This is a genomic window from Anabaena azotica FACHB-119 (assembly GCF_014697625.1).
Classification (GTDB): domain Bacteria; phylum Cyanobacteriota; class Cyanobacteriia; order Cyanobacteriales; family Nostocaceae; genus Trichormus; species Trichormus azoticus_A.
The window spans coordinates 38,631-59,801 of record NZ_JACJSG010000021.1; the positions used below are offsets into that span (position 1 = coordinate 38,631).

12 protein-coding genes are annotated in these 21,171 nt (G+C 41.9%); 8 read left to right on the plus strand and 4 right to left on the minus strand.

The window, feature by feature from the left end:
- The first annotated feature begins 36 nt into the window (after positions 1-36).
- From H6G83_RS16360 to H6G83_RS16375, 4 genes are all read left to right on the plus strand, one after another.
- Positions 37-4,653, plus strand: coding sequence for a non-ribosomal peptide synthetase (locus H6G83_RS16360; RefSeq protein WP_190474155.1), 4,617 nt, complete (start codon positions 37-39; stop codon positions 4,651-4,653).
- A gap of 2 nt (positions 4,654-4,655) precedes the next feature.
- Positions 4,656-8,810 carry a non-ribosomal peptide synthetase gene (locus H6G83_RS16365; protein WP_190474157.1) on the plus strand — a complete coding sequence of 1,385 codons (4,155 nt, stop codon included), beginning with the start codon at positions 4,656-4,658 and terminating at the stop codon, positions 8,808-8,810.
- A 121-nt stretch (positions 8,811-8,931) separates the two neighbouring features.
- Positions 8,932-10,953: an ABC transporter ATP-binding protein/permease gene (locus tag H6G83_RS16370; protein WP_190474159.1), complete on the plus strand. Its 2,022-nt coding sequence runs from the start codon at positions 8,932-8,934 to the stop codon at positions 10,951-10,953.
- Between the two features lie 733 nt (positions 10,954-11,686).
- The gene (locus H6G83_RS16375) at positions 11,687-11,860 is read left to right on the plus strand and encodes a microviridin/marinostatin family tricyclic proteinase inhibitor (RefSeq protein ID WP_190474160.1); all 174 of its coding nucleotides are present in this window, start codon (positions 11,687-11,689) and stop codon (positions 11,858-11,860) included.
- Positions 11,861-12,237: 377 nt separating this feature from the next.
- Here H6G83_RS16375 and hpf read toward each other — a convergent pair whose 3' ends face one another.
- Positions 12,238-12,891, minus strand: coding sequence for a ribosome hibernation-promoting factor, HPF/YfiA family (gene hpf, locus H6G83_RS16380; protein ID WP_190474162.1), 654 nt, complete (start codon positions 12,889-12,891; stop codon positions 12,238-12,240).
- 592 nt (positions 12,892-13,483) lie between these two features.
- On the opposite strand from hpf, the gene lipB reads away from it, so the two are divergent.
- Together lipB and H6G83_RS16390 are read left to right on the plus strand one after the other, a co-directional pair.
- On the plus strand, positions 13,484-14,149 hold the full coding sequence (gene lipB, locus H6G83_RS16385; RefSeq protein WP_190474165.1) for a lipoyl(octanoyl) transferase LipB: 666 nt from the start codon (positions 13,484-13,486) through the stop codon (positions 14,147-14,149).
- 340 nt (positions 14,150-14,489) lie between these two features.
- On the plus strand, positions 14,490-14,690 hold the full coding sequence (locus H6G83_RS16390; protein ID WP_190474166.1) for a hypothetical protein: 201 nt from the start codon (positions 14,490-14,492) through the stop codon (positions 14,688-14,690).
- On the opposite strand, the gene H6G83_RS16395 is transcribed toward H6G83_RS16390, so the two are convergent.
- The gene (locus H6G83_RS16395; protein WP_242044634.1) at positions 14,687-15,187 is read right to left on the minus strand and encodes a hypothetical protein; all 501 of its coding nucleotides are present in this window, start codon (positions 15,185-15,187) and stop codon (positions 14,687-14,689) included. The two genes, H6G83_RS16390 and H6G83_RS16395, sit on opposite strands and share 4 nt — an antisense overlap.
- Before the next feature lie 117 nt (positions 15,188-15,304).
- Here H6G83_RS16395 and H6G83_RS16400 point away from each other — a divergent pair, with 117 nt between their 5' ends.
- Positions 15,305-16,828: an ABC transporter permease subunit gene (locus tag H6G83_RS16400; RefSeq protein ID WP_190474168.1), complete on the plus strand. Its 1,524-nt coding sequence runs from the start codon at positions 15,305-15,307 to the stop codon at positions 16,826-16,828.
- Between the two features lie 294 nt (positions 16,829-17,122).
- Entirely contained in the window at positions 17,123-17,404 is a 282-nt protein-coding gene (locus H6G83_RS16405; protein WP_190474171.1) for a DUF5132 domain-containing protein, read from the plus strand.
- 319 nt (positions 17,405-17,723) lie between these two features.
- Here H6G83_RS16405 and H6G83_RS16410 read toward each other — a convergent pair whose 3' ends face one another.
- Both H6G83_RS16410 and H6G83_RS16415 read right to left on the minus strand, forming a co-directional pair.
- Positions 17,724-20,408 (minus strand): peptidase domain-containing ABC transporter, encoded by a 2,685-nt coding sequence (locus H6G83_RS16410; protein ID WP_190474173.1) that lies wholly within the window; start codon positions 20,406-20,408, stop codon positions 17,724-17,726.
- Positions 20,357-21,115: a peptidylprolyl isomerase gene (locus H6G83_RS16415; protein WP_190474175.1), complete on the minus strand. Its 759-nt coding sequence runs from the start codon at positions 21,113-21,115 to the stop codon at positions 20,357-20,359. Before H6G83_RS16415 ends, H6G83_RS16410 begins: the two co-directional genes overlap by 52 nt.
- Positions 21,116-21,171: the final 56 nt, after the last annotated feature.

The following is a 21,171-nucleotide window of genomic DNA, read 5'->3' on the forward strand; positions in this document are numbered from 1 at the left end:
CTACATAATTAAACAACTTTAGGAAGTAATTAACAAATGAATTTAGTAGAATTTTTATCTTACTTAAATAGTTTAGATATCAAACTTTGGCTAGAAGAGGATAAGCTAAGATATCAGTCTCCCAAGGGAGCAATGACAACAGAAATCAAGCAAGAGATAGCAGCAAGAAAAACAGAAATCATCACTTTTTTCCAAAAAGCTAAAACCTCTGCTAGCTCCGTTGAATCAGCTATTACTCCCATCTCACGCGAGGAAAATTTACCCCTCTCATTTGCCCAAGCAAGACTGTGGTTTCTTTACAAATTGGAAGGTGCAACTGCCACATATAATATGACAGGGGCGCTAGCACTCAAAGGCTCCTTAAATGTAGAAGCCCTCAAACAAGCGATCGGCGAAATTTTACAGCGCCATGAAGTCCTGCGGACTTGTTTTCGGGAGGTTGATGGTGTTCCCGTACAAGTAATTGATCCGCATCCTCAATGGGATTTACCAATAATTGATTTGCAACAGTTCAGTGAACCAGAAACAGAAGCACGTAGACTAGTTCACTTAGAGGGACAAACACCCTTTGACCTTTCCCAAAGCCCTGTACTACGGGTAACTTTATTAAGATTGCAACCCCAAAAGCATATTTTAATCATAAATATGCACCACATTGCTGCTGATGGCTGGTCAATTGGTATCTTCACCCGTGAGTTGTCCATGCTGTACACAGCCTTCTGTATGGGAGAACCATCACCCCTCCCAGAATTACCCATTCAGTATGCCGACTTCGCCGTATGGCAGAAACAGTGGTTAACCGGGGATGTGTTAGCTAGACAAATAAGTTACTGGAAGCAACAGCTAGCAGGAGCGCCACCGCTATTAGAACTACCCACAGATAGACCCCGCCCACCCTTACAAACTTTTAAAGCAGGTGTAGAGCTATTTAAAATCAATCAAAACCTGATCAGTCAACTGAGAAAGCGATCGCAAGAGTCGGGAAGCACTCTGTTTATGACGCTGCTGGCGGGTTTTTTGGTGTTAATGTCGCGCTACAGTAGGCAAACAGATTTAGTTATCGGCCCACCCATCGCCAACCGCAACCGCAAAGAAATAGAAGGGTTAATTGGCTTTTTTGTCAATACTCTAGCATTGAGATTTGATTTATCTGGTCAACCGAACTTTGAAGCTTTGTTGGCACAGGTACGGCAGGTAACTAAAGATGCTTACGACCATCAAGATTTGCCCTTCGAGATGCTAGTCGAAGAGTTGCAACCAGAGCGCAACCTGGATCGTAACCCATTGGTGCAGGTAGCCTTTGCTCTCCAGAATGCGCCCTCCTCTGGTTGGAATTTGCCAGGGTTAGAAGTCGAGGATCTACCTTGGTGCTATGAAACAGTTCGGGTTGACCTAGAAGTTCACTTATGGGAAACAACATCGGGAATTGATGGTGTTGTTTGTTACAACAGAGATTTATTTGATGGCACAACCATTGCCCGGATGATGCAACATTATGTAACGTTGTTAGAGGCAATTGTTGTTAATTCCCCGCAGCCAGTAACATTACTGCCCTTACTCACCCAACCAGAACACCATCAATTATTAAAGGAGTGGAACGATACAGTCTTAGATTATCCTCAAGATAAGTGTATTCATCAGTTATTTGAGGAACAGGCAGCAAAAACTCCTGATGCGGTGGCTGTAGTCTTTGCCAATGAACAACTCACCTATGAGCAGTTGAATGGCCGCGCCAATGTGTTAGCTCACTATTTACGTTCTGTAGGTGTGGGAGCAGATGTACTAGTAGGGTTGTGTGTAGAGCGTAGTCCGTTAATGATTATCGGACTGTTAGCAATTCTTAAGGCAGGTGGCGCTTATGTACCCCTTGACAGTGAGTATCCTCTTGACCGTCTGGGCTGGATGCTAGATGATACACAAGTGTCAGTACTACTGGCGCAAGCACAACTGTTAGACAAACTACCCACAACTGGGGCAAAACTGGTTTTAATCGATGAAATAGAGTCACAACTTGACCCGAACAATCAGCAAAACCCTGTGACCGAAGTTACATCTGCTCATCTAGCGAATGTAATTTACACGAGTGGTTCCACAGGCAAACCAAAAGGGGTGATGGTTGAGCATCGGGGATTAGTTAACCTGGCGCTGGCGCAGATTCAAGCTTTTGCTGTGGATAGTGATAGTCGTGTTCTTCAGTTTGCCTCCTTGAGTTTTGATGCCTGCATATCAGAAATTTTGATGGCTGTTGGGTCAGGCGCTACATTATATTTGGCAACAAAAGACTCAATCATGCCCGGTGCGCCGTTAATTGAGCGATTACGCGACTATGGCATTACTCATATCACCTTACCACCATCAGCATTGGCAGTTCTCCCAAATACAGAATTGCCCAAACTGCAAACAATCATTGTTGCTGGTGAGGCTTGTCCTCTGGAATTGGTGAAACTTTGGTCTGAGGGCAGAAACTTCTTTAACGCTTACGGGCCGACAGAAGCTAGCGTTTGCGCCACAATAGCCAAATGCACTCCAGGGGACGCAAAAGTAACTATCGGTCGTCCCATAGCCAATACCCAAGTCTACATTTTAGATGAGCAATTACAACCAGTGCCGATTGGTGTAGCTGGAGAACTGCACATTGGCGGCGCGGGGCTAGCTAGAGGCTATCTGCATCGACCAGATTTAACCCAACAAAAATTCATTCCTCATCCCTTTAGCGATGAGTCCGGGGCTAGGCTGTACAAAACAGGCGACTTGGCACGGTATTTAAGTGATGGCAGGATTGAATACCTGGGACGCATCGATAACCAAGTCAAGATTCGGGGTTTCCGCATCGAGTTGGGTGAAATTGAGGATGTGTTAACTCAACATCCCTTGGTACAAGAAAGTGTTGTCACCGCCAGAACTGTCAATGGCGACCAACAACTGGTAGGTTACTTAGTCCCAGCCCTGAAAAATCAAGTCTTACCCGAAGAGTTGGCACAATGGCAGAGTGAATATGTCAGTGACTGGCAAAATCTCTATGAGCAAGCTTATGGACAGCCTCAAGTATCCATAGATGACCCCACATTTAATATATCTGGTTGGAACAGTTCATACACCAAGCAAGCCATTCCAGAGCCGGAAATGCGGGAGTGGGTGGAAAATACTGTTAGCCGCATCCTCGCTTTATCACCACAGCGAGTTTTAGAAATTGGTTGTGGTACAGGTTTACTATTATCCCGTGTTGCCCAGCAATGCCTTGAGTATTGGGGATGTGATTATTCTCGCGCGGCGATCGCCCACGTTGAGCAAATATGTAAAACATTGCCTGGTTTCGACAATGTGCGCCTGCTGCACAGAATGGCGGATGACTTTAAGGATATCCCTAAAGGTGGGTTTGATACTGTGGTTATCAACTCAGTTGTGCAGTATTTCCCCAGCGTGGAATATTTGTTGCAAGTGATAGAAGGTGCGATCGCTGCTATTGGCAATCAAGGAACCCTGTTTATCGGTGATGTCCGTTCCTTACCTCTGCTAGAACCATACCATGCGGCAGTGCAGTTGTTCCGAGCAACCGAGGACAAAACCGTTGAGCAATGGCAGCAGCAAGTCAATTCTAGTGCGGCAATTGAAGAAGAGTTGGTGATTGACCCCAGGTTTTTCATTGCCCTGCAAAGCCGCTTTCGGGAGATTGGTAGAGTAGAAATTCAGCCTAAACGCGGCAATGCTGAGAATGAATTAACCCAATTCCGCTATGATGTCACCCTGCATCTGGGAACTCAAGTTCAGGAAACCACAGTTCCTTGGTTAAATTGGCAACTCGACAAACTCTCGTTGACACAAATTCAACATCAACTACAACAGCAACCGCCACTGTTAGGCATTAGGCGCGTACCTAACCAACGGGTGCAACAACCATTAGAGATTTATCATTGGTTAGAAAATCCCCCGCAGGTGGAGACAGTCGGACAACTGCGACAATTACTAGCACAACAGCCCAAAGTAGGAGTTTCCCCAGAGGAGTTTTATCAGTTGGGTCAACAACTGGGCTATGATGTTTACCCCAGTTGGTGGGAGAGTAGCCAGGATGGTTGTTATGACGTGGTTTTCTGCCGCCACAATACAGCTTCGGCAATTGCTTTCTGGGATAGTGCCACTATCACCACGAAATCTTGGACTGACTACACCAATAACCCCTTACAAGGTAAGTTAGTCCAGAAACTTGTACCGTTAGTACGCTCCTATTTGCAACAAAAGCTACCAGATTACATGGTTCCCAGTGCTTTTGTTCTCCTCAATGCCTTACCTTTGACACCCAATGGCAAGGTAGACCGCCGCGCCTTACCCACACCTGATACAGCGACGCGAAATTTATCTACTGGCTTTGTCCTGCCGCGTACACCCATTGAAGCGCAATTAGCACAAATCTGGAGTGAAGTCTTGGGTATTGAACGCATCGGTGTCAATGACAATTTCTTTGAACTTGGTGGTCATTCCCTCTTAGCGACTCAAGTTGTGTCTCGAATTAACTCGGTTTTTGGACTTAGCCTATCTATACAATTGATGTTTGAGTCTCCCACTGTAGCCGGAATAGCCTCCTATGTCCAGGCAGTAGATTGGGTAGCACAAGATTTATCAGTTACACCAGTGAGTGGGGAATTAGTGGAGTTTTGAGCATGAGCAAAAGCATTGTTGAATTCGTCTGTCACCTGAGAAACTTAAATATTAACCTAGAAACTGATGGTGATCGCTTGCGCTGTCACGCGCCTGAAGGGGCGTTAACTCCCACGTTGCGTCAGGAAATAGCAGCGCGAAAAACAGAAATTATCCAGTTTTTACAGCAAGCAAAGCAGGTGAAAGCTGCTCATCAGTCACCAATTCCCAAGGTGTCACGGGACGTTGAACTACCACTGTCTTTTGCTCAACAGCGACTTTGGTTTTTGCACCATCTCTCACCCGACAGTCACTCTTACAATGCGCTGGTTTCTCTGCGACTCAATGGTTCTCTCAATATAGCTGTACTAGAACAGAGTCTGAATGAACTCGTTCGCCGTCACGAAGTCTTAAGAACTACTTTTCCTACGGTAGAGGGAAAACCTGTCCAGCTAATTGCCGATCCCAGTACCTTGATTTTGCCTGTCTATGACTTGCAGGGCTTATCCACCCAGGAGCAAACTGACAGGGTGCGGCAAATTGCCGAGTCTGTTGCATCTCAAGCCTTCGATTTAGCTGTTGGGCCATTAGTCCAGTTCATCCTACTGCAACTGAGTGAGCAGGAATATGTGCTGCTGTTGAAGATACACCACATCATCTATGATGGCTGGTCTTTGAGCATCTTCATCCGTGAGTTATCTGCACTATATAAAGCTTTTCTTCAAGGCTTGCCCAACCCACTCCCCCAATTACCCATCCAATACGTTGACTTTGCCGTTTGGCAGCGTCAATGGCTGACAGGCGAAGTTTTAGAACGCCAACTGACCTACTGGCAAGAACAGTTAGCGGGTGTCTCTGGTGTACTAGAACTGCCTACTGATAAACCACGTCCCCCCGTTCAGTCCTTCCGAGGGGGAATTGAGTGTTTTCAACTTGATCGCGACCTGACACAGCGCCTGTTACAGTTGAGCCAGGAGTCGGATGCAACTTTGTTCATGACTCTACTGGCAGCTTTTTTCGTCTTGCTTTCTCGTTATACTGGGCAGTCAGATATTGTGGTCGGCTCGCCAATTGCTAATCGCAACCACCACAGCGTCGAGCAAATCATGGGGTTCTTTGCTAACACCTTAGCATTAAGGGGCAATCTCTCTGACAATCCCACCTTTGCTGAGTTATTAGCGCAAGTGCGGCAAACAACTTTGTCAGCCTACGCTCACCAAGACTTGCCTTTTGAGATGTTAGTAGAAAAACTACAATCAGAGCGAGATTTGAGCCGTAATCCTCTGGTACAGGTGATGTTTGCCTTTCAAAATGCGCCTGAGTTTTCTTGGAATTTGCCTGGTGTAACTATCCAAGATATGCCTTTACCACTGGAGGAAACAGTCAGGTTTGACTTAGAACTAAATTGTCAGGAAGTTGGCGGAAGTCTGGAGGGTATTTGGAGTTATAGCAGTGATTTATTCGATGCTAAGACAATTACTCGCCTAGCGGGACATTTTCAAACTTTACTCCAAGCAATTGTGGCAAATCCCAAGATGAAAATTGGGGAATTACCACTATTAAGTCCAACAGAACAGCATCAAATATTAGTTGAGTGGAACAACACTACCAAAGCATATCCCCAAGATAAATGTATTCATGAGTTGTTTGCGGCGCAGGTGGAGAGGACACCCGATGCCATAGCCGCAGTGTTTGCAGGGCAGAAGCTCACCTACCGAGAGTTGGACGAACAGGCAAATCAACTGGCGCAATACTTGCAGAGTCTGGGAGTCAAAGCAGAGGTAATGGTGGGGCTGTGTGTGGAACGCTGTTTAGAGATGATGGTGGGACTGCTGGCTATACTCAAGGCTGGCGGTGTTTACGTTCCCATCGACCCAGCTTATCCCCAAGAGCGCATCGCTTATATATTGTCAGATTCCCAATTGTCAGTTGTCTTGACTCAGGAAAAATTTGTCGCCTCTTTACCAAACTATCAAGGGCGGGTAGTTTGCTTAGATGCGCTGGAGCAAGAACTCTTAGGTGCAAGCGATCGCCCCATCACTGATGTCACACCAGAAAACTTGGCTTATATAATTTATACATCAGGCTCAACTGGCAAACCCAAAGGAGTAGCGATCGCTCATCGCGGATTATGCAACTTAGCAGCAGCCTTCATCAAGTCATTTGATGTCCGTCCTGATAGCTGCGTTCTGCAATTTGCTTCTTTGAGCTTTGATGCTTCCATCTCGGAAATTTTCATGGCTATTTGTGCGGGGGCCAAGTTGTATTTGGGCAGCCCAGAGTCCATGCAACCGGGGCCTGCTTTGCTGGAGTTATTGCAACAGCAAAAAATTACACACGCTATCCTTGTACCTTCAGCCGTGGCGGCTTTGCCTTTTGCCGAGTTGCCAGATTTGCAATCTCTCATTGTTGCCGGGGAAGCTTGTCCAGCCAGTTTAGTGGAAAAATGGGCTAGTGGAAGACGTTTCTTTAATGCCTATGGCCCGACTGAATCGACTGTCTGCGCTACTTTTGCCCAATGTCAGCCAGGGGAACAGCCACTCATCGGTCGTCCCATTGACAACACGCAAATTTATATCCTTGATGCCCATCTCCAACCTGTGCCTGTTGGTGTACCCGGAGAACTGCACATTGCTAGTGTGGGTTTGGCGCGGGGCTACCTCAACCGTCCCGATTTAACTGATGAAAAATTTATTTTCCATACCTTCAGTGATGAACTTGGTTGTCGCCTCTACAAAACTGGGGATCAGGCACGTTACGTAAGTGATGGTAATATTGAGTACCTGGGAAGAATTGACGCTCAGGTGAAAGTACGGGGCTTCCGCATCGAGTTGGGAGAAATTGAAGCTGTACTGAGTCTACATGAAGAAGTGCAATCATGTTGTGCGATCGCCCGCGAAGACAGTCCAGGCGATAAGCGCTTAGTTGCTTACGTCGTCCCCCATCAACAGCACACACCCACCATCAGCCAATTGCGTCAGTTCCTCACCAGTAAACTACCTTTTTACATGGTTCCAAATACCATTGTCTTCTTGGAGAGTTTGCCACTCACACCCAATGGCAAGGTAGACCGTCGCGCATTGAGAACAATAAACACTCAAAGCAGTGAGGAGACTATAAAAGTACTGCCCCGCGACACAGTAGAATTACAATTGGCACAGATTTGGTCGGCAGTTTTGGGAATCAATCAAGTCGGAGTCACAGAAAATTTCTTTGAACTTGGTGGACATTCTCTACTGGCTGTGAGTCTGATGTCGCTTGTTCAGCAGCAGTTCGGCAAAAATTTACCTTTGACTACCCTTTTCCAACATGGAACTGTTGAACAGTTAGCAACAGTCCTGCGTCAAGAAACAGTTTCCCAAACTTGGTCGCCCCTAGTACCTATTCAGTCAACAGGTAGCAAGCCCCCCTTCTTCTGTATCCACCCAGTCGGAGGTAACGTTCTTTGCTATGCAGATTTAGCCCGTAACTTGGGTAGTGAACAACCTGTTTACGGACTGCAAGCAATAGGGCTGAATGAAGAGGAACCCCTAACCCGTATTGAAGACATGGCTACCGTTTACATTGAAGCCATCAAGACAATTCAACCTACCGGGCCTTATTACTTGGGTGGTTGGTCAATGGGTGGTGTGATTGCATTTGAGATGGCACAGCAGCTATTGACTAACACAGAGGAAGTCGCTTTATTGGCATTAATAGATAGTTATGTACCAACCTTAATTAGTTCAGTGACTATTGATGGTCAGCACATACCCTCACCAGAAGAACTTGATGATCCTTATGAGGTTGCTTACTACTTTGTTCAGGATATGGCTGGTATCCTCAATCAGGAAAGAAGTTTATCTGTGGAGGAACTGCGAGATATCCCACAAGAGGAATTGCTAGTCTACATTTTAAATTGGGCTAAAACGGCTCATGTTTTGCCACCAGAATTTAGCGAACAACAGCTACATTCCTGGTTGAGACTTTTCCAAGCCAATAGACAAGCCTTTTTCCGTTATTTTCCGCGTCCCTATTCTGGACGGACGATTTTCTTGCAGTCTGACCAAACATCTGTGAGAGATTCAGGTTGGAATAAAGTAATTAGCTCCCTAGAAGAGCAAATCATTTCTGGAAACCATTACAATTTGCTTAACAGTACAACAATAGCCCAAAATTTGCGTAAATATTTAACATGAGCTTTTAGGTAATTGTTTTCTACCATTAGCAATTACCAACCCCCGCTATGTGATAAGTGTTTAAGCGGACATGATATCACAATTGTTTTAAGCCAATTATTAATTGTTAGCTTTTGCAAATATGGCAACTCAAGTTCTTCAAGACCGATCAGTTACGAATAATTCTTCAGCTTTTAGCCAATTCTGGCAGGATGTCCACAGAATTGCTCAACCTTACTGGTATCCAACAGAGGCTGGTAAAAGGGCATTTTCAGAAGTAATTCGCTCCTGGCTAACGCTGATTTTTCTGATAATCTTAATCATCGCCCTTGTAGGTATCAATGCTTTTAATAGTTTTACTAATCGGCGTTTGATTGATGTAATCGTGCAACAAAAAGATGCTTCTCAGTTCACTAATACAATAGTGGTTTATGCGATTGGACTTGTATTAGTAACTGTCTTAGCAGGATTTACTAAAGATATCAGAAAAAAACTCGCTCTTGATTGGTATAAATGGCTAAATCAACAGATTTTAGATAAATATTTACATAATCGTGCCTATTATAAAATCAATTTTAAATCCGATATCGATAACCCAGATCAACGTTTAGCTCAAGAAATCGAACCTGTTACCAGTAATGCTTTAAGTTTTTCAGCTACTTTACTAGAAAAAGTGCTGGAAATGATAACTTTTTTAATAATTGTCTGGTCAATTTCTCAACAGATTGCAATTCCTTTGCTTATTTATACCGTTATAGGTAATATTATTGCTATTTATATAACTCAAGAATTAAATAAAATTAGTCAAGAGCAATTAGAATCTAAAGCCGATTACAGTTATGGCTTAACTCATATAAGAAACCACGCTGAATCGATAGCTTTTTTTCAGGGAGAAAAACAGGAATTAAGTATAATTGGCAAAAGGTTAAGTGTTTTCATAAAAGATACTGAACGCAAGATAAACTGGGAGAGAGGTAGGGAAATTTTCGCTAGAGGATATCGTTCTGCTATCCAAATATTTCCATTTTTAATACTTGGGCCTTTATATATTAAAGGTGAAATTGATTACGGGCAAGTTGAGCAATCCGCTTTAGCTAGCTATATGTTTGCTAGTGCTTTGGGAGATTTAATCACTGAATTTGGAACTTCCGGCACATTTTCTAGTTATGTTGCGCGTTTAACTGAATTTTCTGACGCTTTAGAAGAAGTCAGTAAAGAACCTGAAGATGTCAGCACTATCAAAGTCATAGAAGAAAAGCATTTCGCTTTTGAAAATGTCACTTTAAAAACCCCTAACTATGAACAAGTGATTGTCGAAGACTTATCAGTTGCTGTTCAACCAGGGGAAGGTTTATTAATTATAGGGCCAAGTGGTCGAGGTAAGAGTTCACTGCTGCGAGCGATCGCAGGTTTGTGGAATGCAGGGACTGGTCGTCTGGTGCGACCGCCTCTAGAAGAAGTCTTATTTTTACCTCAACGTCCTTACATTATTTTGGGAACTTTGCGCGAACAGTTGCTTTATCCTAAGACTAATCGGCAAATGAGTGATACACAACTCAAGTCAATTCTGCAACAAGTCAACCTGCAAAACTTGCTCCATCGAGTTGAAGGTTTTGATACTGAAGTACCCTGGGAAAATATTCTCTCGCTGGGAGAACAACAACGCCTAGCTTTCGCGCGTCTTTTAGTCACTCATCCCAGGTTCACGATATTAGATGAAGCAACAAGTGCCTTAGATTTAAATAATGAAGGTAATTTATATCGACAGTTACAAGAAACGAAAACAACGTTTATTAGTGTTGGACATCGAGAAAGTTTATTTGATTATCATCAATGGGTTCTGGAACTTACAGAAGATTCTCATTGGCAACTTATGACTGTTCAAGATTATCGCAATCAAAAAACAACTAGCGATAATGCTCCAGAAAATACTCGCATTACTACAGACAGTTTGCCTAATAATCAATACCAAAGCAAATCACCAAGATTGAACCAAAAAACTCTCAGTGAAGGTCTTTCTCATAAGGAAATGAGTGAATTAACATTCTATGCCATTAACACTATTAGAAGTAAGGCCAGCAAAGGAGAGACTATCTCGGCTAAAGACGGCTTTACCTATCGCTATGACAAAGATCCTCATATCCTGAAATGGATCAGAGTTTAGCGTTAAGCGCTGCTTTAACGCACCTTATTTAGTGGTCTGACTTTTCACGTTATGTGGAAAATTTAACGACAGACCTAACCCCCCAGCCCCCTTCCCTACAAGGGAAGGGGGAGCAATTACAGGCTAATTCCTCATCTGGCAAAGGCTCAAATCATTACATAACGGTAATATCAATTTGAAAAAAGAATGCGACAGATACCAGGGTAAGGGCGCACAGCTGTGCGCCCCTAAAGATAATCGATGTGTTGCAAATATTTTTTGAATTGGTATTACTTATCCTACTTAATATTTACTTTAACGTGAGTTCGACAAGCGTTGTTTTGACCTCACCCCCAACCCCTCTCCTGACGGAGACGCTACGCGAACGCCTTTTAGGAGAGGGAGGTTGGGAGGGAGAGGCTCATCGAACTTACGTTACTTTATAAATGACGGTAGAGAAGGAATGAGAACTACTTATACAAGAGGTCTAATATCACAGCAAATCACTTTTCCAATAACCTCTTAAAGCAATGTTTATTAGTTCATAACTATATTATTGAATTGGTGTTCTAATTGCCTTAAAAATGTAAAAGTTGATGATATTTAGTACTATTAATTTTGCAAATAAACAGTTTTGCGAAAATATATGATTTTTGGGATATTTATTAAATAAATTATTTATTTTTCTTGTGATTTTAGGTAATTATTGATATGATTGTAGGTGTTTAATACATATTTCCTAAGAGGGGATATTATGTCTACAAACACACTAATACCATTAAGCACCGAAGAAGTACCATTTTTTGCTCGTTTTTTAGAAGAGCAATCTTCATCTGAAGAGCCAACTGAACCTCCAGCTACTCCTCCCGCAAATAATCCTCCCCAGATTTACACTTTCAAGTTCCCTTCGGATTGGGAAGATCGTTAAATCTGTATTTATCTAAAATCGAGCATTAGTAACTATTAAGTTACTAAAATCTGCTGCGAAAATATTAGTTTCCAACTAGACTATTCATCCATAATGTGAACACGATGCCCTCATTCATCTCTCCGAATTTTTAAATAAATCGGCAAGATGAATATGATGAATTCGCTATATTAAGCTAGTCTTTGATAGTGAATTTTACATCTTCAAGAAAATTTCTACCAGATGTCTAGGGGCGACGTTGCATATTTGCAGGATGATGTGGAAAGTTTTGTGGGATGGGCATTTTGCCCGTCCTTTGTATTTCCAGAGTGCTGATGATGCCTACCCCACAAGAATCATTCCTGATTTCAGCAACGCCTTACCCAGTCTCTAGTTCCTTACTTACTATGAGATTTTTCTGGCATCACGATATGATGGGCTTTGCCATTTTTACCGTTGCTGTGTCCGTTGGTGTGTCCGTTGTTGTTGCGGGGCTGAATCACACCGTAGCCACCGTGGTTACGTTCGTAAATGACGTTAATTTCTCCTGTTTCGGCGTTGTGGAACATATAAAAATCATGCCCTACTAGTTGCAATTGCTCTAAGGCTTCGGCAACTGTCATGGGTGGCATGGAAAAGTATTTGGTGCGGACGACTTCTTGGGGGAGTTCGGGAGTGCGATCGCCTATTAAATCTGCAACTACTGGTTCTGGTACAATGGCTTCGGTAGTTGGTTGCGCTTGAGTTTTCTTATCTATTCGTCTTTCTTTGTATTTACGTAATTGTCGGGAAATCTTGTCTGCTACTAAGTCAATACTTGCATATAAATTTTCGCTGCTCTCCTCGGCGCGGATCACGCTACCATTTGCAAAGATGGTGACTTCCGCCGCTTGCTTGGGATTAATTCGGGGATTGCGTGCCACGCTTAAATGGACATCCACTTCGTTTGTGATGTTCTGAAAGTGACTAACTGCCTTTTCAATCTTTTGATGCACATATTCTCGAATCGCATCGGTAATTTCTATATTTTTGCCGTGGATGACAAGCTTCATGTAAACTCTCCCGCTCAATAGCACAATATTTGATGTGATGTAGTTTTTGTATGAAAAGAGATTGCGGTAAGTTATATTTATTGCACCAGCACCTTTTTTTTGATCTACTTCTAGCTTGCTTTCTTTAAGTTTTTTACATCTTGCTTGTGATATTTCTACCTAACTTATTTGCTACCAACTGTTTGCTAGGCACTTGGATGAGCGCATATCTTTCTCAATTAAGGTAGTGTGAGCAATCACTGTTTTGACTTCCTTCATCAAAACAAACTTTATATAACTGTTAGTAGTTACTTATTGTTTGTTAAAAGAGGTTTTGCTCATCGTCAAGGGATTACACAAGTTTCGTAGATGCAAACAACTCCTTTTAGATTCATCAGCCAGTGTATTTGTTCCTCTGAACTTGGCGTGATGCTTATTGTAGAGAATTCCTCCCAACACCTGATGTGGTTATATATTCAAACTAGCACTTTGTTTTTCCTATGGTTGCTTCCCTTTATGTTCCTTTAAAATCCTTTGCAAAGCTTGACAATTTCGCATTACTAAGTTGTGTTAGTTGAAATATATTTAGTTGTTAACTCAGTTGATTTTTGGCATGATCCATAGTAACGAATCCCCTGTAAGAAATTGTTTGTTATATAACAAAGGATTGATGCCATACTTAGAGGCTCACGCATGGCAGCGATCGCTCTTGCGCCAACGCATCGATAACCCTAATCTAGATGATGTGCTAATCTTATTGGAGCATCCGCCAGTCTATACATTAGGGCAGGGCAGCAGTTTGGATTTTCTCAAATTTGACCCTAACCACAGTGAGTTTGAGATACATCGAATCGAACGTGGTGGTGAAGTTACTTATCACTGTCCCGGTCAATTGGTAGGGTATCCGATTTTAAATCTGCATCGCCATTGCCAGGATTTACACTGGTATTTGCGACAATTAGAAGAAGTTATAATTCTTGTACTTGCAGTTTATGGGTTAAAAGGCGATCGCACACCACCTTTAACTGGAGTATGGTTAGAAGGGCGAAAAGTTGCAGCGATCGGCATTAAAGTTAGCCGTTGGATTACTATGCACGGCTTCGCTTTAAATGTCTGTCCCGATATGACAGGGTTTGAGCGAATTGTTCCCTGTGGTATTGCTGATAAGCCCGTAGGTAGTTTAATTGAATGGATACCAGGAATTACCACTCAAGAAGTCAGAGGTCATGTTGTCGAGGCTTTTGCACAGGTGTTTGGGGTGGAAATGGTTGACAGGTGACAGGTGACAGTTGTCAGTTATCAGTTATCAGTTATCAGTTATCAGTTGTCAGTTATCAGTTATCAGTTATCAGTTATCAGTTATCAGTTATCAGTTATCAGTTGTCAGTTATCAGTTATCAGTTATCAGTTATCAGTTATCAGTTATCAGTTATCAGTTATCAGTTATCAGTTATCAGTTATCAGTTGTCAGTTGCTATTGACTAATGACTATTGACTAATGACTATTGACTATTGACTATTGACTATTACATATTTACAAATATTCTGATTTAAGATATATTAGAAATATTTGCCAGTCTCACACTCATTTTCTGCATTCATTAACTGAAATTTAGCCTGTGAATTATCCAGTCAATCCACAGACATACGCACCAGTATTTACCTCTTTGAAGGAAAGAGACTGGAAAGTTTTATTAGAACTGTTTGACAGAGAAGACATTGATGAAATCGAAACAGATATCAACAGCAATTTGCTGTTGATGATACCCGAACCTTGCTGGGAAGACGATCCCTTTGACTTCTTGCGCGAATATCTTTAACTGATGATGTATTGCTTGAGTTCCTCAGAAGTCTTACCTGTTCTCACTATGATGGAAGGATAACTCATACCGCCGGCGTATAAATGCCATTGGGCGATCGCTATCTTTGGATTGTCGCATAAACTGAGTAAAAAATATGTTTCGATGAGACGGCAACGGTCATCTTCCATTGCATATCCCGATTCAATTTTAATAGTAGTTTCATGGATTTCAATCAAATTGTATATCCAGATATTGCTTTGTTTTTTTCCTGATAAATTAGCAATAAAATCTTCAGCACGATGTTCTTCCACAAACAGATGATGAACGCACATCTTTTGATGCTGGGAACAGAACTTAGGGGGGGCTGGTATATACCTATAGGATGGAAGTGATAGATGAGAAATTAGATCCTCAAGATGCGCTACACTTTCCGGTGTGGTTTCTATTATACACAGCCAATCAGGGCCATGTCCTGACTGAGCAATTTCCCAACACCAATTTCTGTGAAATGACATATTTCATCAAAAGAATTGACATCCCCACTGTTATAACCTGTTACACATTCAACTAATAACTGTCAACTGTCAACAGTTAACCTTGAAAGTTAATTGTGATCACAAGGGAAGGATGAGATGACTAAATGGGTTTTTAGGCGTTGGCTATGCGGGTGTCTGGTGATTGGCTTAAGTTGTTTGTTACTGACAGGTTGTAGTGGTAATCTTAATCGGGGGAAGACTCTGCGAATAGCTACAGAACCTGCTTTTCCACCTTTTGAGTTTACCGGACAAGGTGGTAATTTACAGGGTTTTTCCATTGACTTGATGAATGCGATCGCCACTGCTGCTAGTTTTAAAATAGATTTCCAAAGTCTTCCTTTTGATGGTATAATTCCAGCGTTACAAAGCAAAACCGTAGATGCGGCGATTAGTTCCATCACCATCACCGCCGAACGTTCCCAGACGGTGGCTTTCTCTCGTCCCTATTTTAAAGCAGGATTAGCGATCGCCATTCGCGCCGACAATCAAAATATTACAGGTTTTGACAGCCTCAAAAATAAAAAAATCGCCGTCCAAATTGGTACAACTGGCGCAGATAAAGCCAAAACTATTCCTGGGGTACAAATTCGCAGTTTTGATTCTGCACCCCTAGCCTTGCAAGAACTAGTCAACGGTAATGTAGACGCAGTTATTAATGATGCGCCTGTAACTTTGTACGCCATTAATACAGGTAATCTGCAAGGAATTAAAGTTGTCGAAAAATTACTTACAGAAGAATATTATGGCATTGCCACAGCCAAAAATTCCCCTAATTTACAACTAATTAACGATGGTTTAAATCGGGTTTTAGCAAATGGTTCATATTCGCGAATTTATCAAAAATGGTTTAAAGTAGCTCCTCCAGCCTCATTACCAGCGAAATCACCATACGAAAATGCAAATAATGCTGATAAATCTACCTTAGCTAATCTGATTTTGCCGTTCCTCCCGATTTTATTGCAAGGTGCATTAGTTACCCTACAACTAACAATTTTATCTGCGGTATTAGGTTTAATAACTGGTACTTTAATAGCCCTTCTCCGCCTTTCTCGCTTTCTCCCTGGGAGTTTGTTAGCTAGGGTTTATGTAGATTTTTTCCGGGGAACGCCTTTAATAGTACAGATTTTTATGATTTACTTTGGTTTACCAGCACTTGCTCAAGAACTTGGTTTTACATTTAACTTTGACCGTTTCGTTGCTGGAGTAATTGCCCTAAGTTTAAATATAGCTGCTTACATTGCCGAAACTGTCCGTGCTGGGATTCAATCAATAGAAATAGGACAGACAGAAGCAGCAAAATCACTTGGTTTGAGTCCTCTATTAACAATGCGTTTAGTGATTTTTCCCCAAGCCTTCCGGCGAATGTTACCACCTTTAGGTAATGAGTTTATTAGTTTGTTAAAAGATACAAGTTTAGTTGCGGTTATTGGTTTTGAAGAATTATTCCGCAAAGGACAATTGATTGTTGCTCAAAACTATCGTGCTTTTGAAATCTATGCAACTGTCGCCCTAATTTACTTATGTTTGACACTTTTAGCCTCTCAAGTTTTTAGTCGCCTAGAAGTTTGGATGAATCCTGATAAGAAAATTCAGCAGGCAAAAGTTGACAATAAAAAATGATAATTGAAATAAAATCAATTTGTAGGGTGGGCAATGCCCACCTAGAAACCTTGGTTAATTACAGAGAAAATTTAGTTAAAACTAGATAAAATTTTAAGTATTGAAAAAACATCTTTAATTATCGGCTTGTATCGGCGGTTAATTATTCTCATGTCATCAAGAAAAGGCTAAAGCCTTGACTACGAACTGAACAATGATAAAAAAAGTAATATTACATTGCGTGATATTTTTACCTATAGCTCCAATAAAAAGGTTAAATTAAGGTTAAATCAAACATAGGGGTGATAAAACACTATGTCAGTTAAAATTTTACCCGACCTCGGAGATTTAGTAGAAGGACTGGGAATCACAGGTATTGTGGGGATAGTTTTGATACCAGTCTTATTACCAGTAATGGGTGGTGTTGGTAGACCAATAGCCAAAGCAATTGTTAAAAGTGGAATTGCTCTTTATGAAAAGAATAAAGGAGCTATAGGAGAATTGCGAGAAAGTTGGGAAGATATCATCGCCGAAGCAAGGGCGGAAGTTGGTGAAGATATAATTAGGATGAAATCGGCTGAACCTGTGGATAGTTAGATTTCATCAACAGGAGAATCTTAGGTGAGATATTATATTATGTCCGCTTAAACACTTATCCTATCTTGGGGTTGGTAATAGGTAATGGGTAATGGTAACAGACAATTACCTATTACCTAATTTTAAGGACGTTTAGAAGGTATTTAAAGACTTGGAAAACAAGCCCTAGTTCCTTTCCTAACCCAAATTATTCAGGACTTACGCAAGTGTCACAATTGGTGGTTGGTGCGTGACGCTACAAGTCTCATGACTACGTTCAAATATTTTCGCTCCTCACACACCCTACAGAAAAAATATGCCAGTTGCGTAAGTCCTATTATTAAACATTTGCTTGTTGACGTTGATATAGTGACCAATACAAACCTTTTTGTTGCAAGAGTTGTGTATGATTTCCCCGTTCTGCAATTACACCTTTTTCTAATACGAGAATTAAATCGGCTCGTTTTAAGGGTGCAAAGCGGTGAGCGATGAGAAATACAGTCCGGTTAGCGGAAACTTTTTGCAGATTTTGCAACACTTGTTGTTCGGTTTCACTATCTAAAGCACTGGTAGCTTCATCTAATATTAAAATTGGCGCGTCAGAGAGGAACAATCTTGCTAAAGCAATGCGTTGTCTCTGTCCTCCAGATAATGCTGTACCTCTTTCTCCTACATTAGTTTCGTAACCGTAGGGTAATTGACTGATAAAATCATGGGCTACGGCTAGTCTAGCGGCTTCGACTACTTGCTCGGCGGTAATATTGGGATTACCAAGGGTGATATTTTCTAAGATGGAACCGTTAAATAGAAAGTCTTCTTGGAGAACTACGCCAATTTGTTGTCGCAAGGAAGCTAAATCTGCACTTTTGATATCAAAACCATCTATGAGAATACGTCCTGATTCAATTTGATAAAGTCTTTGCAGTAACTTAGAGAGGGTACTTTTCCCAGAACCACTACGCCCAACAATTCCCACAAATTGTCCTGGTTCTACATTAAATGTTATTCCTCTTAGCACTGGTTCATTGTTAGCTTTGTAGCGGAAAAATACCTGTTCAAAGTTAACTTGACCTTTCAGGGGTGGTAAAACTAAACCAGTCCCCATTTCTGCTTCTGGCGCTACGTTGAGAATATCACCAATGCGGTCTACGGAAAGTAGGACTTGTTGCAGATTTTGCCATAATTGCACTAGGCGTAATAGTGGCCCGGTGACTCTGCCGGAAAGCATTTGAAAGGCTACCAATTGCCCAATTGTGAGTTTATGGTCGATGACTAGTTTTGCACCAAACCAGAGAATTAGTAAGGAGGAAAAATTGGTGAGGAAATCACCTATGTTACTGCTAATATTGGAAGTGGTGGAAGCTTTGAAACCTGTACGCACGAAACGAGCAAATAAGCCTTCCCAGCGATCGCGTGCTACTGATTCAGCTGCATGAGCTTTAACAGAATGGATACCTGTAATTGTTTCTACTAAAAAGGATTGGCTATCAGCACTACGGTTAAAGGTTTCGTTTAACCAGTTACGTAATATTGGGGTAGCAACTATTGTCAGTGTGGCAAATAAGGGCAGTACTGCCAACGCGACAAAGGTCAAAGGAATATTGTAATAAAACATCAATGCCAAATAAACAACGGCAAAGATGCTATCTAAAATTACTGTTAAGGCTGTACCTGTAAGAAAGGAACGAATTTGTTCTAGTTCTTGCACCCTGGCTACTGTGTCACCTACACGCCGTGACTCAAAATAAGCCAAGGGTAGCCGCAACAAATGACGGAATAATTGGGCTGATAAACTTAAATCTAAACGTCTGGCTGTATGGGTAAAGATAAATAACCGCAGAATCCCCAACACAGACTCAAACATGGCTATTAACAAAAGTGCGATCGCCATGACATCAAGAGTGGGTAAACTCTCCTGTACCATGACTTTATCGATCACAACCTGGGTAATTAGCGGTGTGCCTAAACCCAACACCTGCAACGTCAAAGACGCTATTAATACTTCGCCTAATAGCTTGCGGTATTTCCAAACGGCTGGGATGAACCAACCTAAATTAAATTTTTCTTGTCGAGAAATCAGTTCTACTTGCCACAACTGACCATCCCAACATTGCTCTAATACTGATTGTGGTAGACTTTCACAAAGATTATCAGGATTTAAAGGATTAGCAACAATTATGCGATCGCCTTTTATCCCATAAGCCACCACCCAAGTAGGCTGAGGAACAGACTCAACTTGCAACCTTAACAAAGCCGGGAAAGTTAGCTGACGCAACTCCTCCCAACTTACTTGCAGTCGTCGCAACACTAAACCTAACTTTTCTCCAGCTTCCACAACTTGTTTGGGATTTTGTCCCCGCAGTTGGCGTTGTACCCATTCCAAATTCACTGGATTTTCTAGCTGTTGTGCGGCCATTGTTAAACAAGCAGCCGCCGTATTCCAACTACTAACAAAAGGGTAACTATGGGTGAGAGGCGTAGTAACTGGCTGACTTACCTTCTGTTCTTGGGGAGTCAGTGGCGACTGGACAACGGGAGGATGAAAAGGTTTAACTTCATTTTCAACTACTATATTCTCCTTCACCAATCCCAGCCAAAAATCCTCAATTTCTGGGGTAGATATCTCCGCCCACAAATGGGTATCCCAGCAAGCCAAGATCACTTCTTTACTAGCGGCTACAGCCTTGTATTCTCCAGGTAACTTTTGTAAATCACCAAACCAATCTCCCACTTGTAAGGCTGATAAAGATTGACCGCTTTCTTCGTCCCGTAACCGCACCTTTCCATCGACGATGAAAAACTGATAACCACCCGCTTCACTCGACCAGATTTTTTCACCTAGTCGATAACGACGGATTTCTAAACGTTCTTCTAATCGGGTTTTTTGCTCAGGAGTAAGCCAACTTAGGGGAGGTTGATTCCAAGGTATAGCCGTTAGCACTTTGGTTTTTAGGGATTCATTATCCAGAAGTTTTAACTCACTTGTAATTTCACCGTCAGCTTTTGAATTTTCTCTGCTAACCATTTTTCAAATAATTCGTTTTGTAATGCTTGCTTGAGTTGAATATCATCTAAAGACGCTGGCAGAAATTGTTCCACTCGAAACAAACCATAGCGTCCATCTATTTCTATAGGCCCGACTAATTCCCCTGGATTAGCTGCATCAATAGCCGCCCGCAACTTGTCTGGCATAGTACCACGACTAATTGGCCCCATCATGCCATTAACCAGGCGATCGTCTAATACAGAATACTCTTTGGCTAATTGTTCAAAACTGCCTCCTTCTGCAATTTGCAGTTGTAATTCTTCTGCTAATTCTCGACTATCGACCACAATCCGTGATAATACAACTCTATCCAGAAAAATTTTCTGCTCAATAAAATATTCTGGCAGCTTGGCTTGTGTTAACAAATTTTTCAATTTTTCTAATTTAAAGCTAGAAGTAATTGAGGCATGGAACCTTTGATAGTCTGTACCATTCCTCGCTAACCATTCCTGAAAAGCTTGGGGGTCAGCTAGTTGATTTTTCAGGCGAAAATCAATCACTGTTTGTTCGGTGAGGGCTGGATTGATATCAACATCATCTCGCCCTTGAATCTCCTGCTCAATGACATATTGACGCAGGACATCACTAATGAATTGACCCAACTTCCCGGAAGATTGCAAGTATTTTACGGTTTGTTCAATTGAAATTGGTTGGTCATCAATACTTAAAAATGACAGAGTTTCCATAAGAACACCTGGTAAAAACGGCTAAAAACAAGATTTTATAAATTATTAATAAGTAA